Below are 20,027 nucleotides of genomic sequence, written 5' to 3' on the forward strand. Positions count from 1 at the left end.
ATTATTTACCTCTTCTTGCTCTTCTAGTTTTTTTAGCTGGAGCGTTTTCTTCGGTTTTTTCAGGTTGAACACCCTTTTGTAAAACTTCACCTTTGAAGATCCATACTTTAATACCTATGTTTCCATAAGTAGTATGTGCTTCTGCAAAACCATAATCGATTTTTGCTCTTAAAGTGTGAAGTGGAACACGACCTTCTAAGTACCATTCAGTTCTTGCCATTTCAGCACCACCTAAACGGCCTGAAACTGAAACTTTAATCCCTTTAGCACCTGCTTTTTGCGCTCCTTGAATTACTTTTTTCATTGCTCTTCTAAAAGCAATTCTTTTTTCAAGTTGAGTAGCAACACTTTCAGCTGCAAGCTGAGCTGAAGCACCTGCTTTTCTTTCTTCTTTGATATTGATATTAACTTCTTTTTTGATTAAATCTTGAAGTTCTTTTCTTAAAATATCAACATCACTACCTTTTTTACCAATAATAATCCCTGGTCTTGCAGCTACAACAGTTACTCTTAATTTTTTCGCTGTTCTTTCTACAAGAATTTGGCTAATTCCTGCATAATAAAGTTTTCTTTTTAAGAAAGTTCTGATTTTATAATCTTCACCAATATTTTCTGCTAAATTAGCTTTTGTAGGAAACCATCTTGATTCCCAATTTCTATTAATTCCTAGTCTTAAACCAATCGGATTTACTTTTTGTCCCATATTAGCTTTCCTTTTTCACTGATGCTTTTTTAGCTTTTGTAGTTTTTTCAGCACTTGCTTCTACTTTACTAACTTCTACCAAAATGTGTGAAGTTGGCTTTCTAATACGACTAGCACTTCCTCTAGCTCTTGGTCTAAATCTTTTTAAAACCGCACCAGCATCAACACGACAACTTGAAACAACAACTTCATTTGCTTCAAATCCGCCATTTGCTACAGCACTTGAAATAGCATTTGCTATAAATTTAGCACCTTTATTTGGCATAAATTTCAAACTAGCTAATGCAAGCTCTGCATTCATACCTTGAACTTCTCTAGCAATCAATCTCGCTTTAGTTGGAGATAATCTTATGAATTTAATTAACGCTCTACTCATAAATCTCCCTTACTTACCTATTTTTTTCTGAACAGAGCCTTTGTGACCCTTAAATGTTCTAGTAGGTGCAAATTCACCTAATTTGTAACCGATATGATTTTCAGTAACATATACTGGGATAAAGCTTTTTCCATTATGAACATTAAAAGTTAAACCTATCATATCAGGTATAATAGTGCTGCGTCTTGACCAAGTTTTAATTGGCTTACCATCGTTAGCTTTTTTAGCAGCGATGACTTTTTTCATTACATGGTCATCAACAAAAGGACCTTTTTTTAGTGACCTAGCCATCTTACTTTCCTTTTCTTCTTGAAATTATTAGCTTATCGCTAGCTTTTTTACGGCGAGTTTTAGCACCTTTAGTTGGTTTACCCCATGGAGTAACTGGATGACGGCCTGAATTTTTCTTACCTTCACCCCCACCGTGCGGGTGATCAACTGGGTTCATCGCAGAACCTCTTGTTTGAGGACGAATACCTCTATGGCGATTTCTACCTGCTTTACCGATAGTCACGTTTGACCATTCTTCATTACCAACTTCACCGATACTTGCCATACATTCAGCTAAAACTTGTCTCATTTCACCACTTGCAAGTCTTAAGATAACGTATTTTTCTTCTTTACCCATTAATTGAGCATAAGCACCTGCTGAACGGATCATTTGACCGCCTTTACCTGGCTTTAACTCAATATTGTGTACGATAGTACCCACTGGGATGTTTCTTAATTTCATTGCATTACCTGGTTTAATGTCAAGTCCGCTTTCAGCAGCACAAACAACATCACCAACACTTAAACCTTTTGGTTGTAAGATGTATCTTTTTTCACCATCTCTATAAGAGATTAATGCAATACGACAATTTCTGTATGGATCGTACTCGATTGCTTCAACTTTACCTTCAATACCAAATTTTCTTCTTTTAAAATCTATAATTCTGTAAAGTTTTTTAGCACCTGCTTCTTTATGACGGCTTGTGATTCTACCATTATTGTTACGACCTGCATGAGCTGGAAGTTTTACAAGTAATGAACGTACACTAGCTTTCGCTGTGATATCATCAGAGCTTACACCTGTGATGTATCTTCTACTTGGAGTATATGGTTTATAAGTTTTAATTGCCATCTTATGCCTCCGAACTTTCTAAGCTCACACCCTCTGGTAGCTTAACATAGAATTTTTTAAAGCTATTTCTTTGACCTTCACGACCTCTAAAACGCTTTACTTTTCCATCCATTTTTAAAGAATTAATTCTTACTGGAGTTACACCAAAATATTCTCTTAAAACTTCTTTTAGACCATTTTTAGTCATTTTTGGAGAAGTTTGAATAACTACAACACCTTGCTCTTGAAGGTTTAAGCTTTTTTCAGTGTAAAGTATTGTTTTTATATCAGTAATATCTGCCATTTTAACCCTCTTTTACGATAGATTCAAGCGCTGCTTTTTCAATGATAACAGCATTAAATACAGATACTAAATAAGCATTTACTTCGCTAATATCAACTACATAGCAATTTGCTAAGTTTCTAAAAGCAAGAAGTGTTTTTTCATCTAGTAAATCTTTTACAATTAAAGCATCTTTTAAACCAAGCTTTTTAATAACTGCATTTGCATCTTTTGTTTTACCGCTTTCAATGCTTAAACTATCTACTGAGAATAATGCATTGTTTTGTGCTTTATCAGCCAATGCTCTTTCAAGCGCTAAGCGTTTTTGTTTTTTATTAATTTTTTGGAAATAGTTACGATTGTTTGTAGGACCAAATGCTACAGCACCACCAACCCAAACATTCGTTCTTGTTGAACCTGCTCTTGCACCACCACGACCTTTTTGTCTCCATGGTTTTTTACCACCACCGCTTACATCGCTTCTACCTTTAGTATGAGCTGTGTTTGCTCTAAGGCTAGCAAGATAAGATTTTACATATAAATAAAGGTTGTGAGGATTAACTTCTGCATATTTTGCTGGAAGATCGAGTTCACTAGCTTTTTCAAATTTATCATTTAAAACAGTTACTTTACTCATTTTGCAATCCTTATTTTACCCATAGCACCATTAAATCCTGGTACTGCACCTTTTACTACTAAGATGCCATTTTCTTCATCAAATGAAACTACTTCATTTTTAACAGTAACTTTTACATTACCATAATGACCTGCCATTTTCATACCTGGTTGAACACGACCTGGCCATTCGCGGTTACCGATTGATCCGTGACGTCTGTGGAATCTTGAACCGTGACTTGCAGGACCTCCGGCAAATCCGTGTCTTTTAACAACCCCACTATAACCTCTACCTTTAGAATTAAAGCTTACTTTTAAGATAGAAGCTTCTTTTAAAGGATTAAGATCAATATCGCCTGCTTCTGTGTTTGCTACTTCTAAAGAAGCAAATCTATTATATTCAGCTGAAAGATTGTATTTTTTTTGCTGACCTGCAATGCATTTATTATTTGCTTTGCCTTTTACATAAGCAACCAAAGCTTTTCCATTTTCTACTTCACATACTTTAGTTTGAACAAGTTTAAGTAAGGTTACAGGAATGCTTGGTGTGCTGATTGTTCTACTCATACCAATTTTTTCTACAATGTATTCCATATTCTATCCTTATTTACCCATAGCTCTTACTTCAACATTGACCTCTGGAGCCAAGTCAAGCTTAGTGAGTGAATCTACTGTATCTGGAGTAGCTGCTACAATATCAAGCATACGAGCATGAATTCTCATCTCAAATTGTTCGCGTGAATCTTTGTTGATGTGTGGAGATTTCAAAACTGTGTATCTTTTGATTTTTGTAGGCATTGGCACTGGACCTCTGATGTCAGCACCTGTTCTTTTAACAGCTTCTACAATTGCTGCAACTGTGCGATCTAGAACTCTGTGGTCATAAGCTTTTAGCTTAAGCCTGATTCTTTCCATATTTTTTCCTTTGTAAAGAACTCGTTAGACCCATAAGAATCTAACCACCATATAAAATGATGTTGAGATTATATAAAAACATACTTTGCTATGTCAAGAAATTTATACATTTTTTTTAATTATTTTCCTTTTTAAAAGGATAAAAATTAAATTTTATAAAATTTATCAGATTTTTTATGCATTAAGAAAATCTAAGAAAAAATATAGTATAATTTCAAAATCTAAAGGGGCATTAGCTCAGTTGGGAGAGCACAACGCTGGCAGCGTTGGGGTCAGCGGTTCGAACCCGCTATGCTCCACCATTAATTACAAAGAAATTTATGAAATCACTACAATTTTTTTACGATAATTACCCAAAATTTCAAAAATTTGATGAAAGAAAAATTCAAATCCAAACCCATAAAAACATCATCATAAAAGGTGGTTTTGCAAGCGGTAAGAAAAATTTGATTTTAAATTTTTTATCTTTGTATAAAGCAGAAAATATACTTTTTATTGATTGTGATGATTTAAAATTTCAAGCAAGCGCTTTGGTGAATTTAAATTCGTTTTTAACTTATAATCCACAAATTAAATTTCTAGCTTTGTGTAATTTTGCTCATGATTTTGACTTTGCTAGTTTAAAACATCTTAATTTACAAATCATAATAAGTGTTTGCGATAGTAATTTTTGCTTAGATCAGTTTGAAGAACTTCATTTAGACTATTTAGATTTTGAAGAATTTTTAAGCTTAAATAAAAAATATGCTGATACCAAAACCATGGTAAGTTATTTTTTACACACAGGGCGCAATGTGACTTTAAATCACAACTTTAACACAAACTCATCGTACTTAAAAAGCTTTTATACCCCATTAGAGCTTACCATACTCAAACAAATTGCCTTAGAACTTGGGAATGAATTTAGCGTTAATGAGTTATTAAAAACTCTAAAAAATAGTATAAAAATTTCCAAAGATACCTTATATAAAAGCATAGAAAAACTAGAATCAAACTACACTTTGTATTTTGTAAAAAATCTTGAAAAAAATTTAAAAAAAGTATATTTTTGGGACTTTTCATTAAAAAATTCTCTAAGCATACAAAAAGACTTTAGTGCTTTGTTTGAAAATTTGATTTTAAGCGAGTTGTTTAAATTTAAACGAGAAATTTTTTATACTAAACATTTTGATTTTTACTTACCAAGTCTTAAAAATGCATTTTTATGCTCACCCTTTAAAGATAAAGATTTACTTAGCTTAAAAGTCAAAAAAATCCTTAGTAAAAACCAACTTGCGCTTTCGACTATTTATATCATCACACTTTCACAAAGAGATGAGTTTTTCATAGAAGGGGTGCGTGTGATGATTTTACCTTTTGATGAGTGGGCCTTGGGTAATTAATCTAACTCATCAAGATTATGTTGCTCGATGATAGATAAAATAAGCTTAGTGTAATTACTTTTAATCTCTGAATATTTTTCTAAATGACTTGCTGCTTCTTTACCATCAAGTTTTTTATTTTCACTTATAGTATCCCACCGCCAAGCTCTAAATTCTTTATAAGCATCGTGGCGATTTAAATTAAGCAAATACGAATCCACACTTTCTTGCAAACTATCAAATATACGAATTTTGTGAGTTTTACCCTCGCCTCTTTCTTTTGGAATTAAACCTTTTTCACCCCAAGTCCATTCTCCAAATAAATTATTTGCCTCTTTAGCAAAACGACTTGTACCAGTTGCACTTTCAATAATAGCTTGAGCTATAGCTAAAGACTTTGGCACCTTTTGGATACGCATTTGGTATTCTTTATGATCGTATAAATTTTTAACACGGTATTTTTCTTTTAAAGACCATAGTTTTTGCACAGCATTAGTGTTTAGCTTTCTAAAATTATTCTTTATAGCTTCTTTAAAGAAAAATTCTATAAATTCTTTTTCCTTTTCTATCTCTTTAAAAGAAACATCTAATAAAGCATTGATTTTTTTGATAAAAACTTCACGCTTTTCTTTTATACTTAAAGCATAATATTGCTCATCAAAACCTGCTATAAATTCAGCTTTTAAAAATAAAACACAACTAAGTAAAATTATAATCAGCTTCAAAACAGCACTTTACCTTTCCTCTAAAAAATATTTGATCCTCTTCTAATCTAAAATGCAAGCTTTCATTGCTTTTTGGCTTTACCAAAATATCATCTTTTACTTTTTGATTTAAATACGCCAAGTAAAAACAAGCCCCCATGCCCGTACCACAAGCTAAAGTCTCATCTTCCACCCCACGTTCATAAGTTCTAACTCTTATAAACTCATCATCTTCCACTTTAGCAAAATTAACATTTGCATTATATTTTTTACGCACTTCTTTGCATAAATTTATATCAAATTCATTTAAATCATCAACAAAGGTTACTGCGTGTGGAACTCCAGTATTACAGCCTTGCCAAATTCTACCCTTATATTCAAAGGCTTCTTTGATATCCTTTACCCCACTAAGCTTGATTTCAACCATATCATCATCAACAAAAGATTTTATAAGTCCTGCACCGGTTAAGAAATTTAAATATTGAGATTTTTTTAAATAATGATGAGCAAAATGTGCTGCTGCACGCGAGCCATTACCACACATACTTGCTTTACTCCCATCACAATTATAAAATTCCCATTCAAAATCATATCTATCATGAGGCACTACCACTATAAGTCCATCAGCGCCTATGCCCTCATAACGATTGCAAAGAATTCTAGCTAATTCACTGCGATCTTTCTTTTCGCTATCTGCAAACACCACAAAATCATTCCCGCTAGCACAGTACTTATAAAATTTCATTTTTCAACCTTTAAAGTGTGTTTTAAAAAATTTAGCACATTTTTCTCAAAATTTTCATAACCTGAAGTATTTTTTATCACAAAATCTGCTTTTTTTAGTTTTTCTTCTATATCAAGTTGTAAATTAATTCTTTTTAAAGCTTCATTTTCATCTAAATTATCTCTTTGCATTAGTCTTTGAAGTAGAAGTTCTTTTGGAGTATAAATCAATATACTTTTTCCTAAATTTTGATAGTGATTGTTTTCAAAAAATAAAGGCAGTTCTATAAAAAAAGCCTTGTTGTTTTTATCTAAAATTTGAGCTTTTTGTAAAATAGCTTCTTTGATTTTAGGATGTAAAAAATCTTCTAACTTTTTTTTGGCATTTAAGTCATTAAATACAATAGTGCCAAGTTTTTTTCTATCTATTTTTCCTGCTATGATTAAATCATCATTGTTAAAAAGCTTAGCTATAAAATTTGCATTTTCATTTAAAAGCTCATGAGCTATCACATCTGCGCTTAAAGTATCAAAACCCAAATTTTGAACTATTTTTATAAAGCTTGACTTTCCACCCGCTATACTTGAAGTTACAAAATAAGCATTTTGCATAATTTAGCCTTAAAACATTTTTAGTTAAAATACCTTTTAAATTCTTAAAGGAAGATAAATGAATATAAGCTATGAAGATGCGGGCGTAAGTATAGATAATGGCAATGCTTTTGTAGAAGCAATCAAGCCTTTAGTAAAAGAAACTTTTAATGAAAATGTTTTAGGTGGCATAGGCTCTTTTTCGGGTGCTTTTGCTATGCCAAGTGGTTTTAAAAATCCTGTTATGCTAGCAGCAACTGATGGAGTGGGTACGAAGTTGCGTCTTGCTATTGATAGTCAAAAATTTAACACCATAGGCGAGGACTTAGTAGCAATGTGCGTGAATGATTTAATTTGTAATTTTGCTACGCCTTTGTTTTTTCTAGACTATTATGCAACTGCAAAGCTAGATGTAGAAGTAGCTAAAAAGGTTGTAGCAGGGATTGCTAATGGTTGTAAAAAAGCAAATTGTGCCTTAATAGGTGGAGAAACTGCTGAAATGCCTGGAATGTATCATAGTAATGATTTTGACTTAGCAGGTTTTTCAGTAGGTATGGCTGAAAAAGATGAGATAGATAGAAGAAATTTTGTAAAAAATGGAGATATTTTGCTAGCTCTACCTAGTAGTGGGCTTCATTCTAATGGATATTCTTTAGCTAGAAAAGTATTATTTGAAGCACAAAAGCTTAAGTTTGATGATAAAATAGATGGTAAAAATTTAATCGATATATTGCTTGAACCTACAAGAATTTATGTAAAAGACTTTTTAAAATTAAAACCATTCATTAATGCACTAGCTCATATAACAGGTGGTGGTTTAGTAGAAAATTTACCTAGAGTTTTCCCAAGAGGAATAGGTGCAATCATCAGAAAACATCATCTAAAAACTCCTGAAATTTTTTATCAAATAGGCCAAAGCGTAGAAGAAGTTGAAATGTATAGAAGCTTTAACATGGGTGTGGGCTTAGTTATGGTGGTAGATCCATCTAATGTAGGAAAAGTTTTAGAAAGTTCAGATGCTTATGTAATAGGCGAAGTTGTGCTAAATGAAGGGGTTGTTTTAGAGTAATTAACTCCCTAGAGTTTGCTAATAAATCACATTGAGCTTAAAAATAAGCTTAATGTGATAGAGTTTACTTAATAAGGAGTTTATTGTTTTTAAATTATTTATAATACTAAAAACTTTATAGTTTTTATATTCACTAAACACATTCTTAACTTTATTGTGCTAATTGTGCTTTTTCTTTAAATTTTGTTTTGTCGTTTTATAATCTGTTTTAAGCAAACTCTAGGCAATTAAACTTAACTAAGCCTTATTGTAGGCTTAGTTAATCATTATTAAAATATAAAGTCAAACTGTAAAAATCCCGTATGCGAATGAGAATTATTTGCAAAAGTTCCATTATAATTAAATGACATTTCTAAATCTTCTGCCAAAGAAAAAATCAAAGATGCACTTGCATATTGATAAGTTCTTGGCAAATCTAAAGTTTCACTTGCTTTTAAGTTTGCAAAATTTACTCTTGATTCTACTTCAGGATTAAAATTAATTCTTGCACCTGCTTCAAATGAAGTGCTAATTTGTGGATGCCATTTATTAAGCCATTTAAGAGACGCTGTACTTGAAAAGAGATTTAATTCACTCTTATAATATCTTTCATGATTTAATGCTCCATCTCCATGCATGCTGAAAGCTTTTGTAAAACCGCCTTCATAGTTTAAAGATACCTCAGGAGTAATTATATTATCTACCCCATCTAAATAAAAATTCATACCAGTTCCAATACTTGCTCCATAACCATAGGTATCTGTATTACCATTAGCCTCTCTTTTTCCTTTATCAACAAATTTTTGCACATCATTTTTGGTATATGCTGCTTTGGTATGGAATTTAAAAAAGGCTTCTTTTATCTCATCTTCTAATAAAATATTAGAATACTTCAAACCAGCATACACTGTTTGCATTTTTAAAGAGAAATAATCTTTAGTATCCATATTAGCCTCTTCGGTTCCTACATAAGCTCCTAGCATACCTATATCTTTTAAAGTATGAAAGCCAGCCACTACACCTTTAGTATTTCCTTTAGAATAATCATTTGTTCCTAAAAGCTTAATGCTATTAGATGAAAAATAAGGCAATACAAAACCATGATAATGCTCATCTGTATCAAAACCTACTAAGTCTTTATTTGTTTTATGATTATTGTGTATTCTTGCATGTTTGTAAGCCATTCTTGATGCATCATCTAAAACAGTATCAAGGAAGAATGATCTCATCATATAAGTATTAATCAAAGTTTGAGCCATAACAGAACCCACACCAGCACTTACATCTGCTAAGGTTTTATATTGTCCTGTTATAGGATCATATACTAGATTTAATAAATCATTGTTTGAACCAACATTACCTACTCCTATGTTACCACCACTACCAGTATTATTAACTATATTGTCAGGATTAATAGGTTTACTTGCATCAAAATTTGGATCTGAAGTATCTACTGTGATATTATCTATATTTGTAGAACCACTACCACTACCGCCTACATTAATAGCTCCATCAAAGCTACCATCTTCATTTGGTTTTACTATCCAATCTCCTACATTTACATTACCATTACCATTATTAGTAATGTGATTACCATCTTTATCAGGTTTAACTGTACCTTGGTTATCTATATTAACATCATTATTACCATTATTAACTATACCACCGCCGATATTACCATTAGAACCATTTGAGATAGAAGTGTTACCACCGTTTTCTCCTACAGTGATAGAGCCACCTAAATCTCCATCGTTTTTGATATCTAAATCACCATTATTATTCTCAATAGAACCTGTGATAGAACCACTATTATTAATTGAGCCTAAATTACCATTGTTTATAATATTTCCACCTATACTACCATGACCGCTATTGATAATCTTATCTACAGAAGAATCTTTACCTATAGATACATCCCCTGTAATTTTTCCATAATCACCATTAATGATATTACCTACTTTCGATCCATTATCAACGCTAACATCACTGCTAATAAGCCCATTACCAGAATTAGAAATATTAGTAACTTCGCTACTATGATCAACTTTAATACCACCAGTAATCTCTCCTTGCCCAGCATTGATGATGCTTCCAACTATACTCCCATTATCAACGCTAACATCTCCTGAAATTTTACCGGTAGAAACTCCATTATTATAAAAAGAACTTGCCAAAGCACTATTGATAATATTCTCAACTTTAGATTGATTATCTACTTTTACACTACCGCTAATCTCTCCACTTCCAGCATTGATGATACTATCTATCTGTCCTTTATTATTAACCTCTATAGAACCCTCTATTTCACCATTATCTTGATTTATTATACCACCTACTATAGAAGAGCCTTCTCCATCCACTTTTATAGTCCCGGCAATCTTAGCATTATCTTTATTTAAAATACCAGTTACCACACCACCGCTATTAATTAAAACAGATCCTTTTATTTGAGCTTTATCGGCATTTACAATACCAAATCCATTCTCACCACCTGAGATCATACCTTTATCTTTAACTTCTATGGTTCCCTTTAAAACAGATCCTCTGCTTAAATAAATTCCAGCAATTCCACCATGTACTGCAGAATTTTCTCCAGCTATAGTTGTGTTTTTATTTAAAATTGCGTTATCAAAATACATCCCATAATCACCACCATATATCTTTCCACCATTTTGTATAGATATATCACTTGTAGTAGAATATTCACTAAATAAAATACCACTTTCTCCTCCATAAATGCTAGCTTTATCAATATATAAATCCCCTAATGTTTGCCATTGACTTATATTTATACCATCTCTTTTAGCTTTTATTATTCCACCATCTTTTATATTTAATGTTTCAAATTTACCATGAGATACAGATATACCATCATAATTTGACTCTATAGTGCCTGTATTAGTAATATTTTTAATCGTGCCACCACCTTCTAGCTTAATAGCCGCACTCCCACTGTTAGCTCCTGCAGAAATTATAGTACCAGAGTTAACTATAGTACCAATACTTCCTCCTCTAACAAAAATAGCACCATAACCGTCAGCTTTAATAGTTCCGCTATTTTCTAATTTTTCTACTGTAGAGTAATTAAAATAAATAGCCTCAGTTTTTGCATCTATAGAACCCGTATTTTTAAAATTAGTTATAGTATTCCCTGTTGCAATATTAATGCCTTTTCCGCCTGAAGACTTAATGGTTCCGCTATTAGTAAAATTATTTATAGTGGTATTACCCAAATATATTACTTCACCTTTGCCTGATTGTATTAAACCTGAGTTGTTAAAATTTTCAATTGTTGATTTGCTGCTACTATTACCCCAAACAGTGATAGCAAATCTATTATTTCCATCACCTATTGTTCCACTATTGGTAAAATCTTTAATACTAGCACCATTTTGATTGTTTTGTCCTATATTAATTGCAGCACCGCTATTATTAGTTCCGCCATTAATACTACCCGCATTATTGATAGTTACATTAGTAGCACCACTATTTACATTGATAGCGTTGCCACTATTTGCATTGATGCTACCATCACTTGTGATAGTTAATGAGTTATTTTCACTTCCATTTATATTAACAGTGCCTGTTTGTTCATCATTTATAGTACAACTACCACTAGTACAGCCACCACCACTAATATTTTTTGAATTTTTTACTTCTTTGGTTTTAGTGTTTTTAATACTACTATTAGAATTTTGATCATTTATAGTTACTATACTAGCATTAGCACAGGTTGCCAAAAAAGATATAGTCGCTAAAGATAAGAAAGTTTTTTTAACAAAAGAAAGATTATTGTTTGAATAAGATGATTTTAAAGTGGGATTGTTTTCACATCCCCCCCCCATAAATAAGACATTAAAACTCCTTGATTTATTAAAATTTTTTGTAATGATAAAAAATAATTATTAATATTTTTTAAATATGCTAGTGCTTATGTTAATTATTTGTGTAAATTAGGATATTTTTATTGTTGTTATTCTTAAGATAATTTAGCTTTGATTAAAAAAAGCCTCTTAAAAATAAGAGACTTTTTTCTTATTTTATAGGATGAAGTTCATTTGCATAAAAGCTTACTGAATTCACACCTTCTTTGATAGCCCATTCATAAGCTTTTACTACAAATTCCCAGTTAATGTGTGCGTAGAATTTTTCTAAATACGCAGGGCGTGCATTACGGTGATCTACATAGTAAGCATGCTCCCACACATCAACTACTAAAAGTGGAACTTTACCTTCAGTGATAGGTGTAGCAGCATTGCTTGTAGCTACTAATTCTAATTTTTGATTTTGAGTGTTATAAACTAGCCAAAACCAACCAGAACCAAATACTCCTGTAGCTCCTTTGATGAATTCTTCTTTTAAATTTTCCATAGAACCAAAGTCTTTTTCAATCGCTGCTTTAAACTCATCACTTAAAGAACAGCCACAGCCACAGCATGTTTTTGGCTTAATGCAGTCAAAATAAAAGTCATGATTATACACTTGAGCAGCGTTGTTAAAAATTCCACCATTTGAATTTTGTATGATATAAACTAAATCTTTTCCTGCAAATTTAGTATCTTTAATAAGATTGTTTAGGTTATTTACATAAGTTTGATGGTGTTTGCCATGATGAAATGCAAAAGTTTCTGCACTCAAAAAGTCTCCAAAAGCGTCTGCTTCATAAGGTAGTTTTCTTAATTCAAACATGTTGTTCTCCTTTTTTAAATTTTATAACATTCTAACATAGTTAAATTAAAAAAGACTAAATGAGTCTTTATTTTTCAAAAAGTATTACTTTGCCTTGCTCTAAGCTTTTTATCACATTGATAATGCGTTGATTTTTACTACCTTTAAATTTTAAAGATAAGTCTTTTTGCTCTAAAATAAACTTCCCATCTATCAAAACATCAGCTAAGATAAGCAATTCTTTCATAGCTTGTTCTTGCAATAGCTCTTCATAAGTAAAACCTGTATATATAGTAAGATCAAGCCCTAAAGCCTTAATGTGTTTTGCTAGAATACTTAAATTTTTTGCTTGCATAAAAGGCTCCCCGCCACTAAAAGTAACACCTTGGAGCAAAGGATTTTTACAAATATCATCATACAAACTTGCTAAATCTTGCAAATATCCTTTGTTAAAATCATGTGTTTGTGGATTATGACAACCTTTGCAATGATGAGGGCAGCCTTGAGTAAAAATCACATAACGCAAACCATAGCCATCGACTATGGATTCTTTTATGACACCGGCTAATCTAAGAAAAATCGTGTTTAATTCTTGCATGAACTTCAGCTTTTTTAGCGTCATTAAAACGATCAAGCGTTCCTACTAAATAGCCTGTGATTCTTCTTATGCGTTCAAATTTAATATCATCTTCTTTTCTATGGCACTTTGGACAAAACTCATCTATCACACCACTATAACCACACACTGGATCCCTATCTAGTGGGAAATTAATCGAGCCATAGCCTATATTGCTTTCTTTCATACATTTTATAATGCGTTCAAAACTTTCTAAATTTTTACTCACATCGCCGTTTAATTCTACATAAGTAATATGCCCGCCATTATTTAACTCATGATATGGGGCTTCTATTTGAATTTTTTCATAGATACTGATGGGAAAATCCACAGGAATATGAAAAGAATTAGTGTAAAAATCTTTATCGGTTATGCCTTTTAAAACGCCGTATTTTTTTTGATCTAGTTTTAAAAATCTTCCACTTAAACCCTCAGCTGGAGTAGCTATGAGTGAAAAATTAAGCTTATCTTTGAGTGCTTTTTCATCGACAAATTCACGCATAAAACGCACTATTTGTAAGCCAAGCTCCCTTGCTTCTTGACTTTGTCCATGATGAGAACCTACTAAAGCTATTAAACTCTCACAAAGTCCTATATAACCTATAGCCAAAGTCCCATGTGCTATGATTTTTTCTACGCTATCATTTTCTTTTAAAGTATCTGAATCTATCCAAATCCCCTCGCCCATTAAAAATGGGAAATTTTTAACCTTTTTTAGACTTTGAATTTTATATCTATGAAGTAATTGCTCATACACAAGCTCTAATTTTTCTTTTAAAAGTGAGTAAAAAAGCTCTAAATTTCCTTTGGCTTCTATGGCTAAACGCACAAGGTTTATACTTGTAAAGCTTAAATTTCCCCTACCACTTGTGATTTCTTTGCTCTCATCATAAACATTTGCCATAACCCTAGTTCTACAACCCATATAAGCTACTTCGCTGTTATAATCATCCTTTTTATAATATTTTGCATTAAAACTTGCATCTAAAAAGCTAAAATTTGGAAAAAGTCTTTTAGAAGTACATTCTATGGCAAGTTTAAAAAGCTTATAGTTTGGGTCTTTTTCATTATAATTAACACCCTCTTTTACTTTAAAAATTTGCACAGGGAAAATTGGTGTTTCGCCATTTCCTAAGCCTTTCATCGTGGCTTTGAGTAAATTTTCTATTACCATTTGCCCTTCAAAGGATATATCGGTGCCATAATTTAGCGTGCTAAAAGGCACTTGGGCTCCTGCTCTTGAGTTCATGGTATTAAGATTATGCACCAAAGCTTCCATAGCTTGAAAAGTCGCATCTTGGGTTTGCTTTAATGCTCTTTTATAAGCATAAGCATTTGCTTGTTTTAAAAAATTCTCATCACTATTTAAATCAAGCCTTAAAAGCTCTTTGAAGCATTCTTTTTCGCTTGAAACTTGAAATTTTGTGTTATCAAAGCAACTCTCATCTAAACTTTGTTCTAATTTTATTTCAAAAAAAGCATTTATAGCCTTTTTATACTCTTTTTGAAAAGTCTTTGCCACACCCTTTGCCATAGCAAAATCAAAATTTGGTATAGATTGACCCCCATGCATTTCATTTTGATTAGCCTGCAAGGCAATGCAAGCTAAAGAAGCATAAGATCTGATATCATTTGGCTCACGCAAACTTCCATGCCCTGTACTAAAACCATTTTCAAAAAGCTTTAACAAGTCTATTTGACAACAAGTTTGTGTTAGCATATAAAAGTCTTTATCATGTATGTGTATATCGCCGTTTTTGTGTGCATTTGCGATATGTTTTGGCAAAATACACTCATCTACATAGTATTTTGCGCCTTCTGAGCCATATTTTAACATCATTCCCATAGCGCTATCTGAATTAATATTTGCATTTTCTCTTTTTAAATCAGCTTCTTTAGAATCTTTAAAAGTTAAATCATCATACAAACTAAGTAAATCATAACTACCATTACGAATTTGTGTTCTTTTTTGACGGTATAAAATATAAGATTTTGCGGTATTGACTAAGGCATTTTTGATTAAAACTTCTTCGACTTTATCTTGAATTTGCTCTACTTGTGTGTGTTTTTCATCAAGTAAAGCTACAACCTCATCACAAAGCTTATCTAAAAAATCTTTATTTAATTTTTCATCTGTGGAGTTTATATTAGCTTTAAAAATAGCATTTTTGATTTTAAAAATATCAAATGCAACTTGGCTCTTATCTCTTTTTATAATAAATTTTATTTTCATGGAAATTTTCCTAAAAAATAATCTCTAAATACTGAAAAACAGCACTTTGAAAAGATAAGTTTAGTACAAAAAGTTGATGAGAAACTTAAAAAGATAAAAGAAAAATTCACACAAAAAATGTGCGAATTTTGTTTATTCTAGCTCTATACCTTTTACGGTATAAATTTTATCAAGACCGCGATTTCCAAACATTTTTTGAGTATTGCAATCTTTTTGAATATTCCATTCATCTAGCTCGTGATGAAAATTTTTACAATTATGGAAAAGATAGGCCATGGTAATTACATTTTGCACATCCCAATTTGCAACACTATGCTCATACGCATGACAGTTTTCAAAACAATGAGCCATTCTAGTAGCATTTGAAGTCTTCCAATGCAACAAAGAGTGGTTAAATTTAGTACAATTAAAAAACATATAAGACATATCTTTTAGACTTTGTGTGTTCCATTTTGATAAGTCTTGATTGAAATTTTTGCAATTAAAAAACATACTTGCCATATTTTCAACCTTAGAAACATTCCAACGCGACAAATCTGCATTAAAACTTTCACAACAATAAAACATATAAGACATATCTTTAGCATTTGATACATCCCAACGCTCAATACCTAAAAAATCTAGTCTTTTAGAATAATAAAACACATAAGAAAAATCATCAATCAAAGATACATCTATATCTCTTAAAGAAATTCTTTCATTGTGCACCAAATTCATTAACTCGTTTTTGTTTTTAGGTCTATACATTTTGTCCTCCTTTTTGTACATTTTAAAAAACAATTGTGAAGTCAATGTAAATTTAAAAAATAATTAATGAAAATTTTGAGAATATTAATAGCTATTAATTTAAAAATAACTTAATTTAAATAAAAGAAAATAAATAAAAAATATTTATTTAAAATAATGTAACTTTTTGTAAAAAATGACAATGATTATCAAAAAAAGTGAATATAAAATAAGAAGTGGTGACCCATACGAGACTCGAACTCGTGTTACCGCCGTGAAAGGGCGATGTCCTAACCGCTAGACGAATGGGCCAAATTGCAGTTTAAAGATGAAATTATAACAATTTTTACTTAATAATTATTTAAGGCATTAAAAAATACCTTAAATATCTATTTCTATTCCTACAGGAGCATGATCTGAACCAAAAATATCGTCTCTTATGAAGGCATTTTTAAGCTTATCTTTCAAGCCATTAGAAATGAAAAAATAATCAATCCTCCAGCCTACATTTCTTTCTCTTGCTTTCATTCTATAACTCCACCACGAATACTTTTCTTTAACATCGCCATTTATATGTCTAAAAGTATCTATAAAACCTAATTTTAATAAATCATCTATCCAAGCACGCTCAATCGGTAAAAAACCTGAAGTTTTTTCATTAGCTTTTGGGTGGGTTAAGTCTATCTCACGGTGAGCAGTATTTACATCTCCGCAGATGATGATTTCTTTACCTTCTTTTAAAAGTTTATCTAAATACACTAAAAAATCATTGTAAAATTTCATTTTAAAGTTCAAACGCTCTTCATCTTTTTGACCATTTGGAAAGTAGATATTAAACAAAACTACATTTTTAAAGCTATGCTCTAAAACCCTGCCTTCATCATCATCAAAAAACTCACATTTTTTTACCTCACAATCAAAATTACATAAACTCATTACACCTGAATACCCTGCTCTTTTAGCGCTATTTGAATACATATGTTTAAAAGGATACTCATAAATTCTTTTTGGAAATTTATCCTCGTGTGCTTTGATTTCTTGAAAACCTATAAAATCAATTTCTTCTTTTTCAATCCAATCAAGTGCATTTTTATCACAAATTGCCCTTAGGCCATTTACATTCCATGATAATAATTTCATAAAATCCCTTTACTAATCTTCTTTTGTTGCTATTTTATATGCGATTTATTAATTTTATTCAAATAGACTAAGTATTTATTTTATTCTAAAGGAAAAAAATGCACCTAAAGCTTTCATGGACAAAATTTACCCTGCTTAATACGATTTTTATCATGGCGTTTAATTTTCCATTATTTGAGTTTGTATATGAAAAGATAGATCAAAATATTATGCTTTTTAGTGTGTTTTTTGGAATTTATTTTTTCTTGGTTTTGGGCGTTTTATCTTTGGTGTATTTTCCCTACATTAGCAAAATTTTAAGCATTTTTTTACTTAGCACTTGTGCTATTTGTAGTTATTTTGTTAGTAATTATGGGGTTTTAATCGATGATCATATGATACAAAATGTTGTTGAAACAGATAATAGGGAATTTTTTTCTTATTTTAATTTTTCCTTTGCTTTGTATATTTTAGCCTTTGTGATTTTTCCTAGTTTACTTGTGATTTTTACTAAGATTGATTATCAAAGATATTTTTTCAAAAAAAGTATATTGTTTTTGACTTCTTTGGTATTTTGCTTTGCTTTAGTAGCTCTTAGCTCAAAAACACTTTTGCCTTTTTTAAGATCACACAATATCGTTAGAATGTATAATCTACCTTTTTACCCAATATACTCAAGCATAGAATTTACAAAGAAAAAACTAGCAGGCAAAAAAGAACTAACTATCATTTCAAATGATGCGAGTTTAAAAGATACTAATACAACTAAACTTATGATTTTAGTCATAGGTGAAACTGCTAGAGCGAGTAATTATTCTTTAGGTACTTATAAGATCAATGATACGAATTTTTATACTAAAAATGAGCCAAATTTAGTGTATTTTAGCGGTGTAAGCTCTTGTGGGACTGCTACTGCAAGAAGTTTGCCTTGTATGTTTTCAAGACACAAAAGAGTAAATTTTGAAGATGGATTATATGAAGAAAATGTTTTAGATGTCTTACAAAAGGTTGGGGTACAAAGTATTTGGTTTGGTAATAACTCAGGAGGTTGTAAAGGAAATTGTGATCGTATAAAACATAGGCTAATTCTAAAAGATTATGATGAGAGTTTACTTGAACTTGTAAAACAAGAGCTTGAAAATATAAATTCAAACAAAATTATCGTTGTGCATTTACAAGGCTCACATGGACCAACTTACTATAAACGCTATCCAAATGCATTTAAAAAATTTATGCCAACATGTGATACAAACGAGCTTAACACCTGCTCACACGAACAAATCATAAACACCTATGATAATACTTTACTTTATACAGACTTTATTATAAAAAGCCTTATAGATATGCTTAAGCAAAATCCTACCAAAGAAGCTTCTTTGCTTTATTTATCAGATCATGGAGAAAGTTTAGGTGAAAATGGAATTTATCTTCATGGTATGCCTTATTTAATAGCACCAAAAGATCAAAAACACATACCGATGATATTTTGGAGTAAAGATAATAAATTAAGCCAAGATTTACAAAGCAAAAAAAACTATAAACTTTCTCAAGATAATCTTTTTTCAAGTTTGCTCGGGTATTTTGGTGTAAATAGCAAAGAATATGAAGCAAATTATGATATATTTAGCAAAAATTTAAAGGAAAATCCTTAATGAAGCCAAAATATTCTTTATTTAAAAATGCAAGCTATGCCTTTAGTGGAATTAAATTTTTACTCCAAGATGAAATGGCTTTTAGGATAGAATTTACCATTATTTTACCTTTGATTGTTGCAAGCTTATTTTTACCTGTGAGTTTTTTAGAGCATTTTGTGCTTGTATTTGTTTTGGTGCTAATTTTGATCGTAGAAACGCTAAATTCTGCTATAGAAGCTTGCGTGGATCTTTGTACGAGCGAATTTCACATCTTAGCTAAAAAAGCAAAAGATTGTGCGAGTGCTGGGGTGTTTTTTAGCGTGGTTTTAGCTATAATTACTTGGAGTTTTATTCTTTTTGATTTGGTTAGAGAATGGATGATAAAGTAAAAACACTATGCGCGAAAATATTTGGTAAAAAACGCTTTGAAATTTTAGAATTTTTAGCCCTTCATGCTGATGATGATGGCTTTGTCTTTGCAAACATAGAAGAACTTTCTAAAAGGTTAAATATCAGCAAACCTACCATCATTTCTACTTTTAAATTTTTAGAAGAAAAAGCTGTACTTGAAAAACTCAAAAACGGCTTATATAAACTCAAATAGGAGATA

22 protein-coding genes and 2 tRNA genes are annotated in these 20,027 nt (G+C 31.2%); 6 read left to right on the plus strand and 18 right to left on the minus strand.

Features of this window, described 5'->3' with window-relative positions; all coding sequences use genetic code 11:
- Position 1 precedes the first annotated feature (1 nt).
- From rpsC to rpsJ, 8 genes are read right to left on the minus strand one after another with little or no spacing between them, the layout of a single operon-like run.
- Positions 2–703: a 30S ribosomal protein S3 gene (gene rpsC, locus L8W68_RS03830; RefSeq protein ID WP_039617145.1), complete on the minus strand. Its 702-nt coding sequence runs from the start codon at positions 701–703 to the stop codon at positions 2–4.
- A 1-nt stretch (position 704) separates the two neighbouring features.
- Complete coding sequence (gene rplV, locus L8W68_RS03835; RefSeq protein WP_039617143.1) at positions 705–1,079, minus strand: 50S ribosomal protein L22; 375 nt, start codon at positions 1,077–1,079, stop codon at positions 705–707.
- Between the two features lie 9 nt (positions 1,080–1,088).
- Positions 1,089–1,370: a 30S ribosomal protein S19 gene (gene rpsS / locus L8W68_RS03840; RefSeq protein WP_039617142.1), complete on the minus strand. Its 282-nt coding sequence runs from the start codon at positions 1,368–1,370 to the stop codon at positions 1,089–1,091.
- Position 1,371: 1 nt separating this feature from the next.
- Entirely contained in the window at positions 1,372–2,202 is an 831-nt protein-coding gene (gene rplB / locus L8W68_RS03845; protein ID WP_039617141.1) for a 50S ribosomal protein L2, read from the minus strand.
- A 1-nt stretch (position 2,203) separates the two neighbouring features.
- On the minus strand, positions 2,204–2,485 hold the full coding sequence (locus L8W68_RS03850) for a 50S ribosomal protein L23 (RefSeq protein WP_039617139.1): 282 nt from the start codon (positions 2,483–2,485) through the stop codon (positions 2,204–2,206).
- 1 nt (position 2,486) lies between these two features.
- Positions 2,487–3,101 (minus strand): 50S ribosomal protein L4, encoded by a 615-nt coding sequence (gene rplD / locus L8W68_RS03855; RefSeq protein WP_263675049.1) that lies wholly within the window; start codon positions 3,099–3,101, stop codon positions 2,487–2,489.
- Positions 3,098–3,673 (minus strand): 50S ribosomal protein L3, encoded by a 576-nt coding sequence (rplC, locus tag L8W68_RS03860; protein WP_012660811.1) that lies wholly within the window; start codon positions 3,671–3,673, stop codon positions 3,098–3,100. The genes rplD and rplC overlap by 4 nt, the downstream gene beginning before the upstream one ends.
- Before the next feature lie 9 nt (positions 3,674–3,682).
- The gene (rpsJ, locus tag L8W68_RS03865) at positions 3,683–3,994 is read right to left on the minus strand and encodes a 30S ribosomal protein S10 (RefSeq protein WP_012660810.1); all 312 of its coding nucleotides are present in this window, start codon (positions 3,992–3,994) and stop codon (positions 3,683–3,685) included.
- Between the two features lie 226 nt (positions 3,995–4,220).
- Here rpsJ and L8W68_RS03870 point away from each other — a divergent pair.
- Both L8W68_RS03870 and L8W68_RS03875 read left to right on the plus strand, forming a co-directional pair.
- A tRNA-Ala gene (locus L8W68_RS03870) sits at positions 4,221–4,296 on the plus strand.
- 18 nt (positions 4,297–4,314) lie between these two features.
- Positions 4,315–5,376, plus strand: a complete 1,062-nt coding sequence (locus tag L8W68_RS03875) for an ATP-binding protein (RefSeq protein ID WP_263675051.1) — start codon at positions 4,315–4,317, stop codon at positions 5,374–5,376.
- Here L8W68_RS03875 and L8W68_RS03880 read toward each other — a convergent pair.
- Genes L8W68_RS03880 through coaE form a run of 3 tightly spaced genes read right to left on the minus strand, consistent with a single transcriptional unit; the run spans position 5,373 to position 7,394 of the window.
- Positions 5,373–6,080, minus strand: coding sequence for a glucosaminidase domain-containing protein (locus tag L8W68_RS03880; protein WP_263675052.1), 708 nt, complete (start codon positions 6,078–6,080; stop codon positions 5,373–5,375). The genes L8W68_RS03875 and L8W68_RS03880 overlap by 4 nt on opposite strands.
- Entirely contained in the window at positions 6,055–6,804 is a 750-nt protein-coding gene (gene dapF, locus L8W68_RS03885; protein ID WP_263675054.1) for a diaminopimelate epimerase, read from the minus strand. Before dapF ends, L8W68_RS03880 begins: the two co-directional genes overlap by 26 nt.
- Positions 6,801–7,394 carry a dephospho-CoA kinase gene (coaE, locus tag L8W68_RS03890; protein ID WP_263675056.1) on the minus strand — a complete coding sequence of 198 codons (594 nt, stop codon included), beginning with the start codon at positions 7,392–7,394 and terminating at the stop codon, positions 6,801–6,803. Before coaE ends, dapF begins: the two co-directional genes overlap by 4 nt.
- A gap of 58 nt (positions 7,395–7,452) precedes the next feature.
- On the opposite strand from coaE, the gene purM reads away from it, so the two are divergent.
- Positions 7,453–8,442 carry a phosphoribosylformylglycinamidine cyclo-ligase gene (purM, locus tag L8W68_RS03895; protein WP_263675057.1) on the plus strand — a complete coding sequence of 330 codons (990 nt, stop codon included), beginning with the start codon at positions 7,453–7,455 and terminating at the stop codon, positions 8,440–8,442.
- Between the two features lie 269 nt (positions 8,443–8,711).
- Here the strand turns inward: purM and L8W68_RS03900 are convergent, their stop codons facing one another.
- The 7 genes from L8W68_RS03900 to L8W68_RS03930 all read right to left on the minus strand — a co-directional run bounded on the left by L8W68_RS03900 (position 8,712) and on the right by L8W68_RS03930 (position 17,804).
- Positions 8,712–12,266 carry a hypothetical protein gene (locus L8W68_RS03900; RefSeq protein ID WP_263675058.1) on the minus strand — a complete coding sequence of 1,185 codons (3,555 nt, stop codon included), beginning with the start codon at positions 12,264–12,266 and terminating at the stop codon, positions 8,712–8,714.
- Between the two features lie 190 nt (positions 12,267–12,456).
- Positions 12,457–13,110 (minus strand): superoxide dismutase [Fe], encoded by a 654-nt coding sequence (gene sodB, locus L8W68_RS03905; RefSeq protein WP_263675059.1) that lies wholly within the window; start codon positions 13,108–13,110, stop codon positions 12,457–12,459.
- A gap of 67 nt (positions 13,111–13,177) precedes the next feature.
- Complete coding sequence (gene nrdG, locus L8W68_RS03910; protein ID WP_263675060.1) at positions 13,178–13,687, minus strand: anaerobic ribonucleoside-triphosphate reductase activating protein; 510 nt, start codon at positions 13,685–13,687, stop codon at positions 13,178–13,180.
- Complete coding sequence (locus L8W68_RS03915) at positions 13,659–15,938, minus strand: anaerobic ribonucleoside triphosphate reductase (RefSeq protein WP_263675061.1); 2,280 nt, start codon at positions 15,936–15,938, stop codon at positions 13,659–13,661. Before L8W68_RS03915 ends, nrdG begins: the two co-directional genes overlap by 29 nt.
- A 132-nt stretch (positions 15,939–16,070) precedes the next feature.
- Entirely contained in the window at positions 16,071–16,685 is a 615-nt protein-coding gene (locus L8W68_RS03920; RefSeq protein ID WP_263675062.1) for a BspA family leucine-rich repeat surface protein, read from the minus strand.
- Positions 16,686–16,901: 216 nt separating this feature from the next.
- A tRNA-Glu gene (locus tag L8W68_RS03925) sits at positions 16,902–16,976 on the minus strand.
- Between the two features lie 69 nt (positions 16,977–17,045).
- The gene (locus L8W68_RS03930) at positions 17,046–17,804 is read right to left on the minus strand and encodes an exodeoxyribonuclease III (protein WP_039617114.1); all 759 of its coding nucleotides are present in this window, start codon (positions 17,802–17,804) and stop codon (positions 17,046–17,048) included.
- 98 nt (positions 17,805–17,902) lie between these two features.
- Between L8W68_RS03930 and L8W68_RS03935 the strand changes: the two genes are divergently transcribed.
- From L8W68_RS03935 to L8W68_RS03945, 3 genes are read left to right on the plus strand one after another with little or no spacing between them, the layout of a single operon-like run.
- On the plus strand, positions 17,903–19,435 hold the full coding sequence (locus L8W68_RS03935; protein WP_263675063.1) for a phosphoethanolamine transferase: 1,533 nt from the start codon (positions 17,903–17,905) through the stop codon (positions 19,433–19,435).
- The gene (locus tag L8W68_RS03940) at positions 19,435–19,806 is read left to right on the plus strand and encodes a diacylglycerol kinase (protein WP_263675064.1); all 372 of its coding nucleotides are present in this window, start codon (positions 19,435–19,437) and stop codon (positions 19,804–19,806) included. The genes L8W68_RS03935 and L8W68_RS03940 overlap by 1 nt, the downstream gene beginning before the upstream one ends.
- Positions 19,791–20,021 (plus strand): helix-turn-helix domain-containing protein, encoded by a 231-nt coding sequence (locus L8W68_RS03945; RefSeq protein WP_263675065.1) that lies wholly within the window; start codon positions 19,791–19,793, stop codon positions 20,019–20,021. The genes L8W68_RS03940 and L8W68_RS03945 overlap by 16 nt, the downstream gene beginning before the upstream one ends.
- The last annotated feature ends 6 nt before the right edge of the window (positions 20,022–20,027 follow it).

This window comes from Campylobacter sp. FU_497, from assembly GCF_025772425.1.
Taxonomy (GTDB): Bacteria; Campylobacterota; Campylobacteria; order Campylobacterales; family Campylobacteraceae; genus Campylobacter_D; species Campylobacter_D lari_C.

What these genes read in the sequence shown, in the direction of transcription:
- rpsC (WP_039617145.1), bottom strand. Translation starts at nt 703, where the DNA reads ATGGGACAAAAAGTAAATCCGATTGGTTTAAGACTAGGAATTAATAGA.
- rplV (WP_039617143.1), bottom strand. Translation starts at nt 1,079, where the DNA reads ATGAGTAGAGCGTTAATTAAATTCATAAGATTATCTCCAACTAAAGCG.
- rpsS (WP_039617142.1), bottom strand. Translation starts at nt 1,370, where the DNA reads ATGGCTAGGTCACTAAAAAAAGGTCCTTTTGTTGATGACCATGTAATG.
- rplB (WP_039617141.1), bottom strand. Translation starts at nt 2,202, where the DNA reads ATGGCAATTAAAACTTATAAACCATATACTCCAAGTAGAAGATACATC.
- L8W68_RS03850 (WP_039617139.1), bottom strand. Translation starts at nt 2,485, where the DNA reads ATGGCAGATATTACTGATATAAAAACAATACTTTACACTGAAAAAAGC.
- rplD (WP_263675049.1), bottom strand. Translation starts at nt 3,101, where the DNA reads ATGAGTAAAGTAACTGTTTTAAATGATAAATTTGAAAAAGCTAGTGAA.
- rplC (WP_012660811.1), bottom strand. Translation starts at nt 3,673, where the DNA reads ATGGAATACATTGTAGAAAAAATTGGTATGAGTAGAACAATCAGCACA.
- rpsJ (WP_012660810.1), bottom strand. Translation starts at nt 3,994, where the DNA reads ATGGAAAGAATCAGGCTTAAGCTAAAAGCTTATGACCACAGAGTTCTA.
- L8W68_RS03875 (WP_263675051.1), top strand. Translation starts at nt 4,315, where the DNA reads ATGAAATCACTACAATTTTTTTACGATAATTACCCAAAATTTCAAAAA.
- dapF (WP_263675054.1), bottom strand. Translation starts at nt 6,804, where the DNA reads ATGAAATTTTATAAGTACTGTGCTAGCGGGAATGATTTTGTGGTGTTT.
- coaE (WP_263675056.1), bottom strand. Translation starts at nt 7,394, where the DNA reads ATGCAAAATGCTTATTTTGTAACTTCAAGTATAGCGGGTGGAAAGTCA.
- purM (WP_263675057.1), top strand. Translation starts at nt 7,453, where the DNA reads ATGAATATAAGCTATGAAGATGCGGGCGTAAGTATAGATAATGGCAAT.
- L8W68_RS03900 (WP_263675058.1), bottom strand. Translation starts at nt 12,266, where the DNA reads ATGGGGGGGGGATGTGAAAACAATCCCACTTTAAAATCATCTTATTCA.
- sodB (WP_263675059.1), bottom strand. Translation starts at nt 13,110, where the DNA reads ATGTTTGAATTAAGAAAACTACCTTATGAAGCAGACGCTTTTGGAGAC.
- nrdG (WP_263675060.1), bottom strand. Translation starts at nt 13,687, where the DNA reads ATGCAAGAATTAAACACGATTTTTCTTAGATTAGCCGGTGTCATAAAA.
- L8W68_RS03915 (WP_263675061.1), bottom strand. Translation starts at nt 15,938, where the DNA reads ATGAAAATAAAATTTATTATAAAAAGAGATAAGAGCCAAGTTGCATTT.
- L8W68_RS03920 (WP_263675062.1), bottom strand. Translation starts at nt 16,685, where the DNA reads ATGTATAGACCTAAAAACAAAAACGAGTTAATGAATTTGGTGCACAAT.
- L8W68_RS03930 (WP_039617114.1), bottom strand. Translation starts at nt 17,804, where the DNA reads ATGAAATTATTATCATGGAATGTAAATGGCCTAAGGGCAATTTGTGAT.
- L8W68_RS03935 (WP_263675063.1), top strand. Translation starts at nt 17,903, where the DNA reads ATGCACCTAAAGCTTTCATGGACAAAATTTACCCTGCTTAATACGATT.
- L8W68_RS03940 (WP_263675064.1), top strand. Translation starts at nt 19,435, where the DNA reads ATGAAGCCAAAATATTCTTTATTTAAAAATGCAAGCTATGCCTTTAGT.
- L8W68_RS03945 (WP_263675065.1), top strand. Translation starts at nt 19,791, where the DNA reads ATGGATGATAAAGTAAAAACACTATGCGCGAAAATATTTGGTAAAAAA.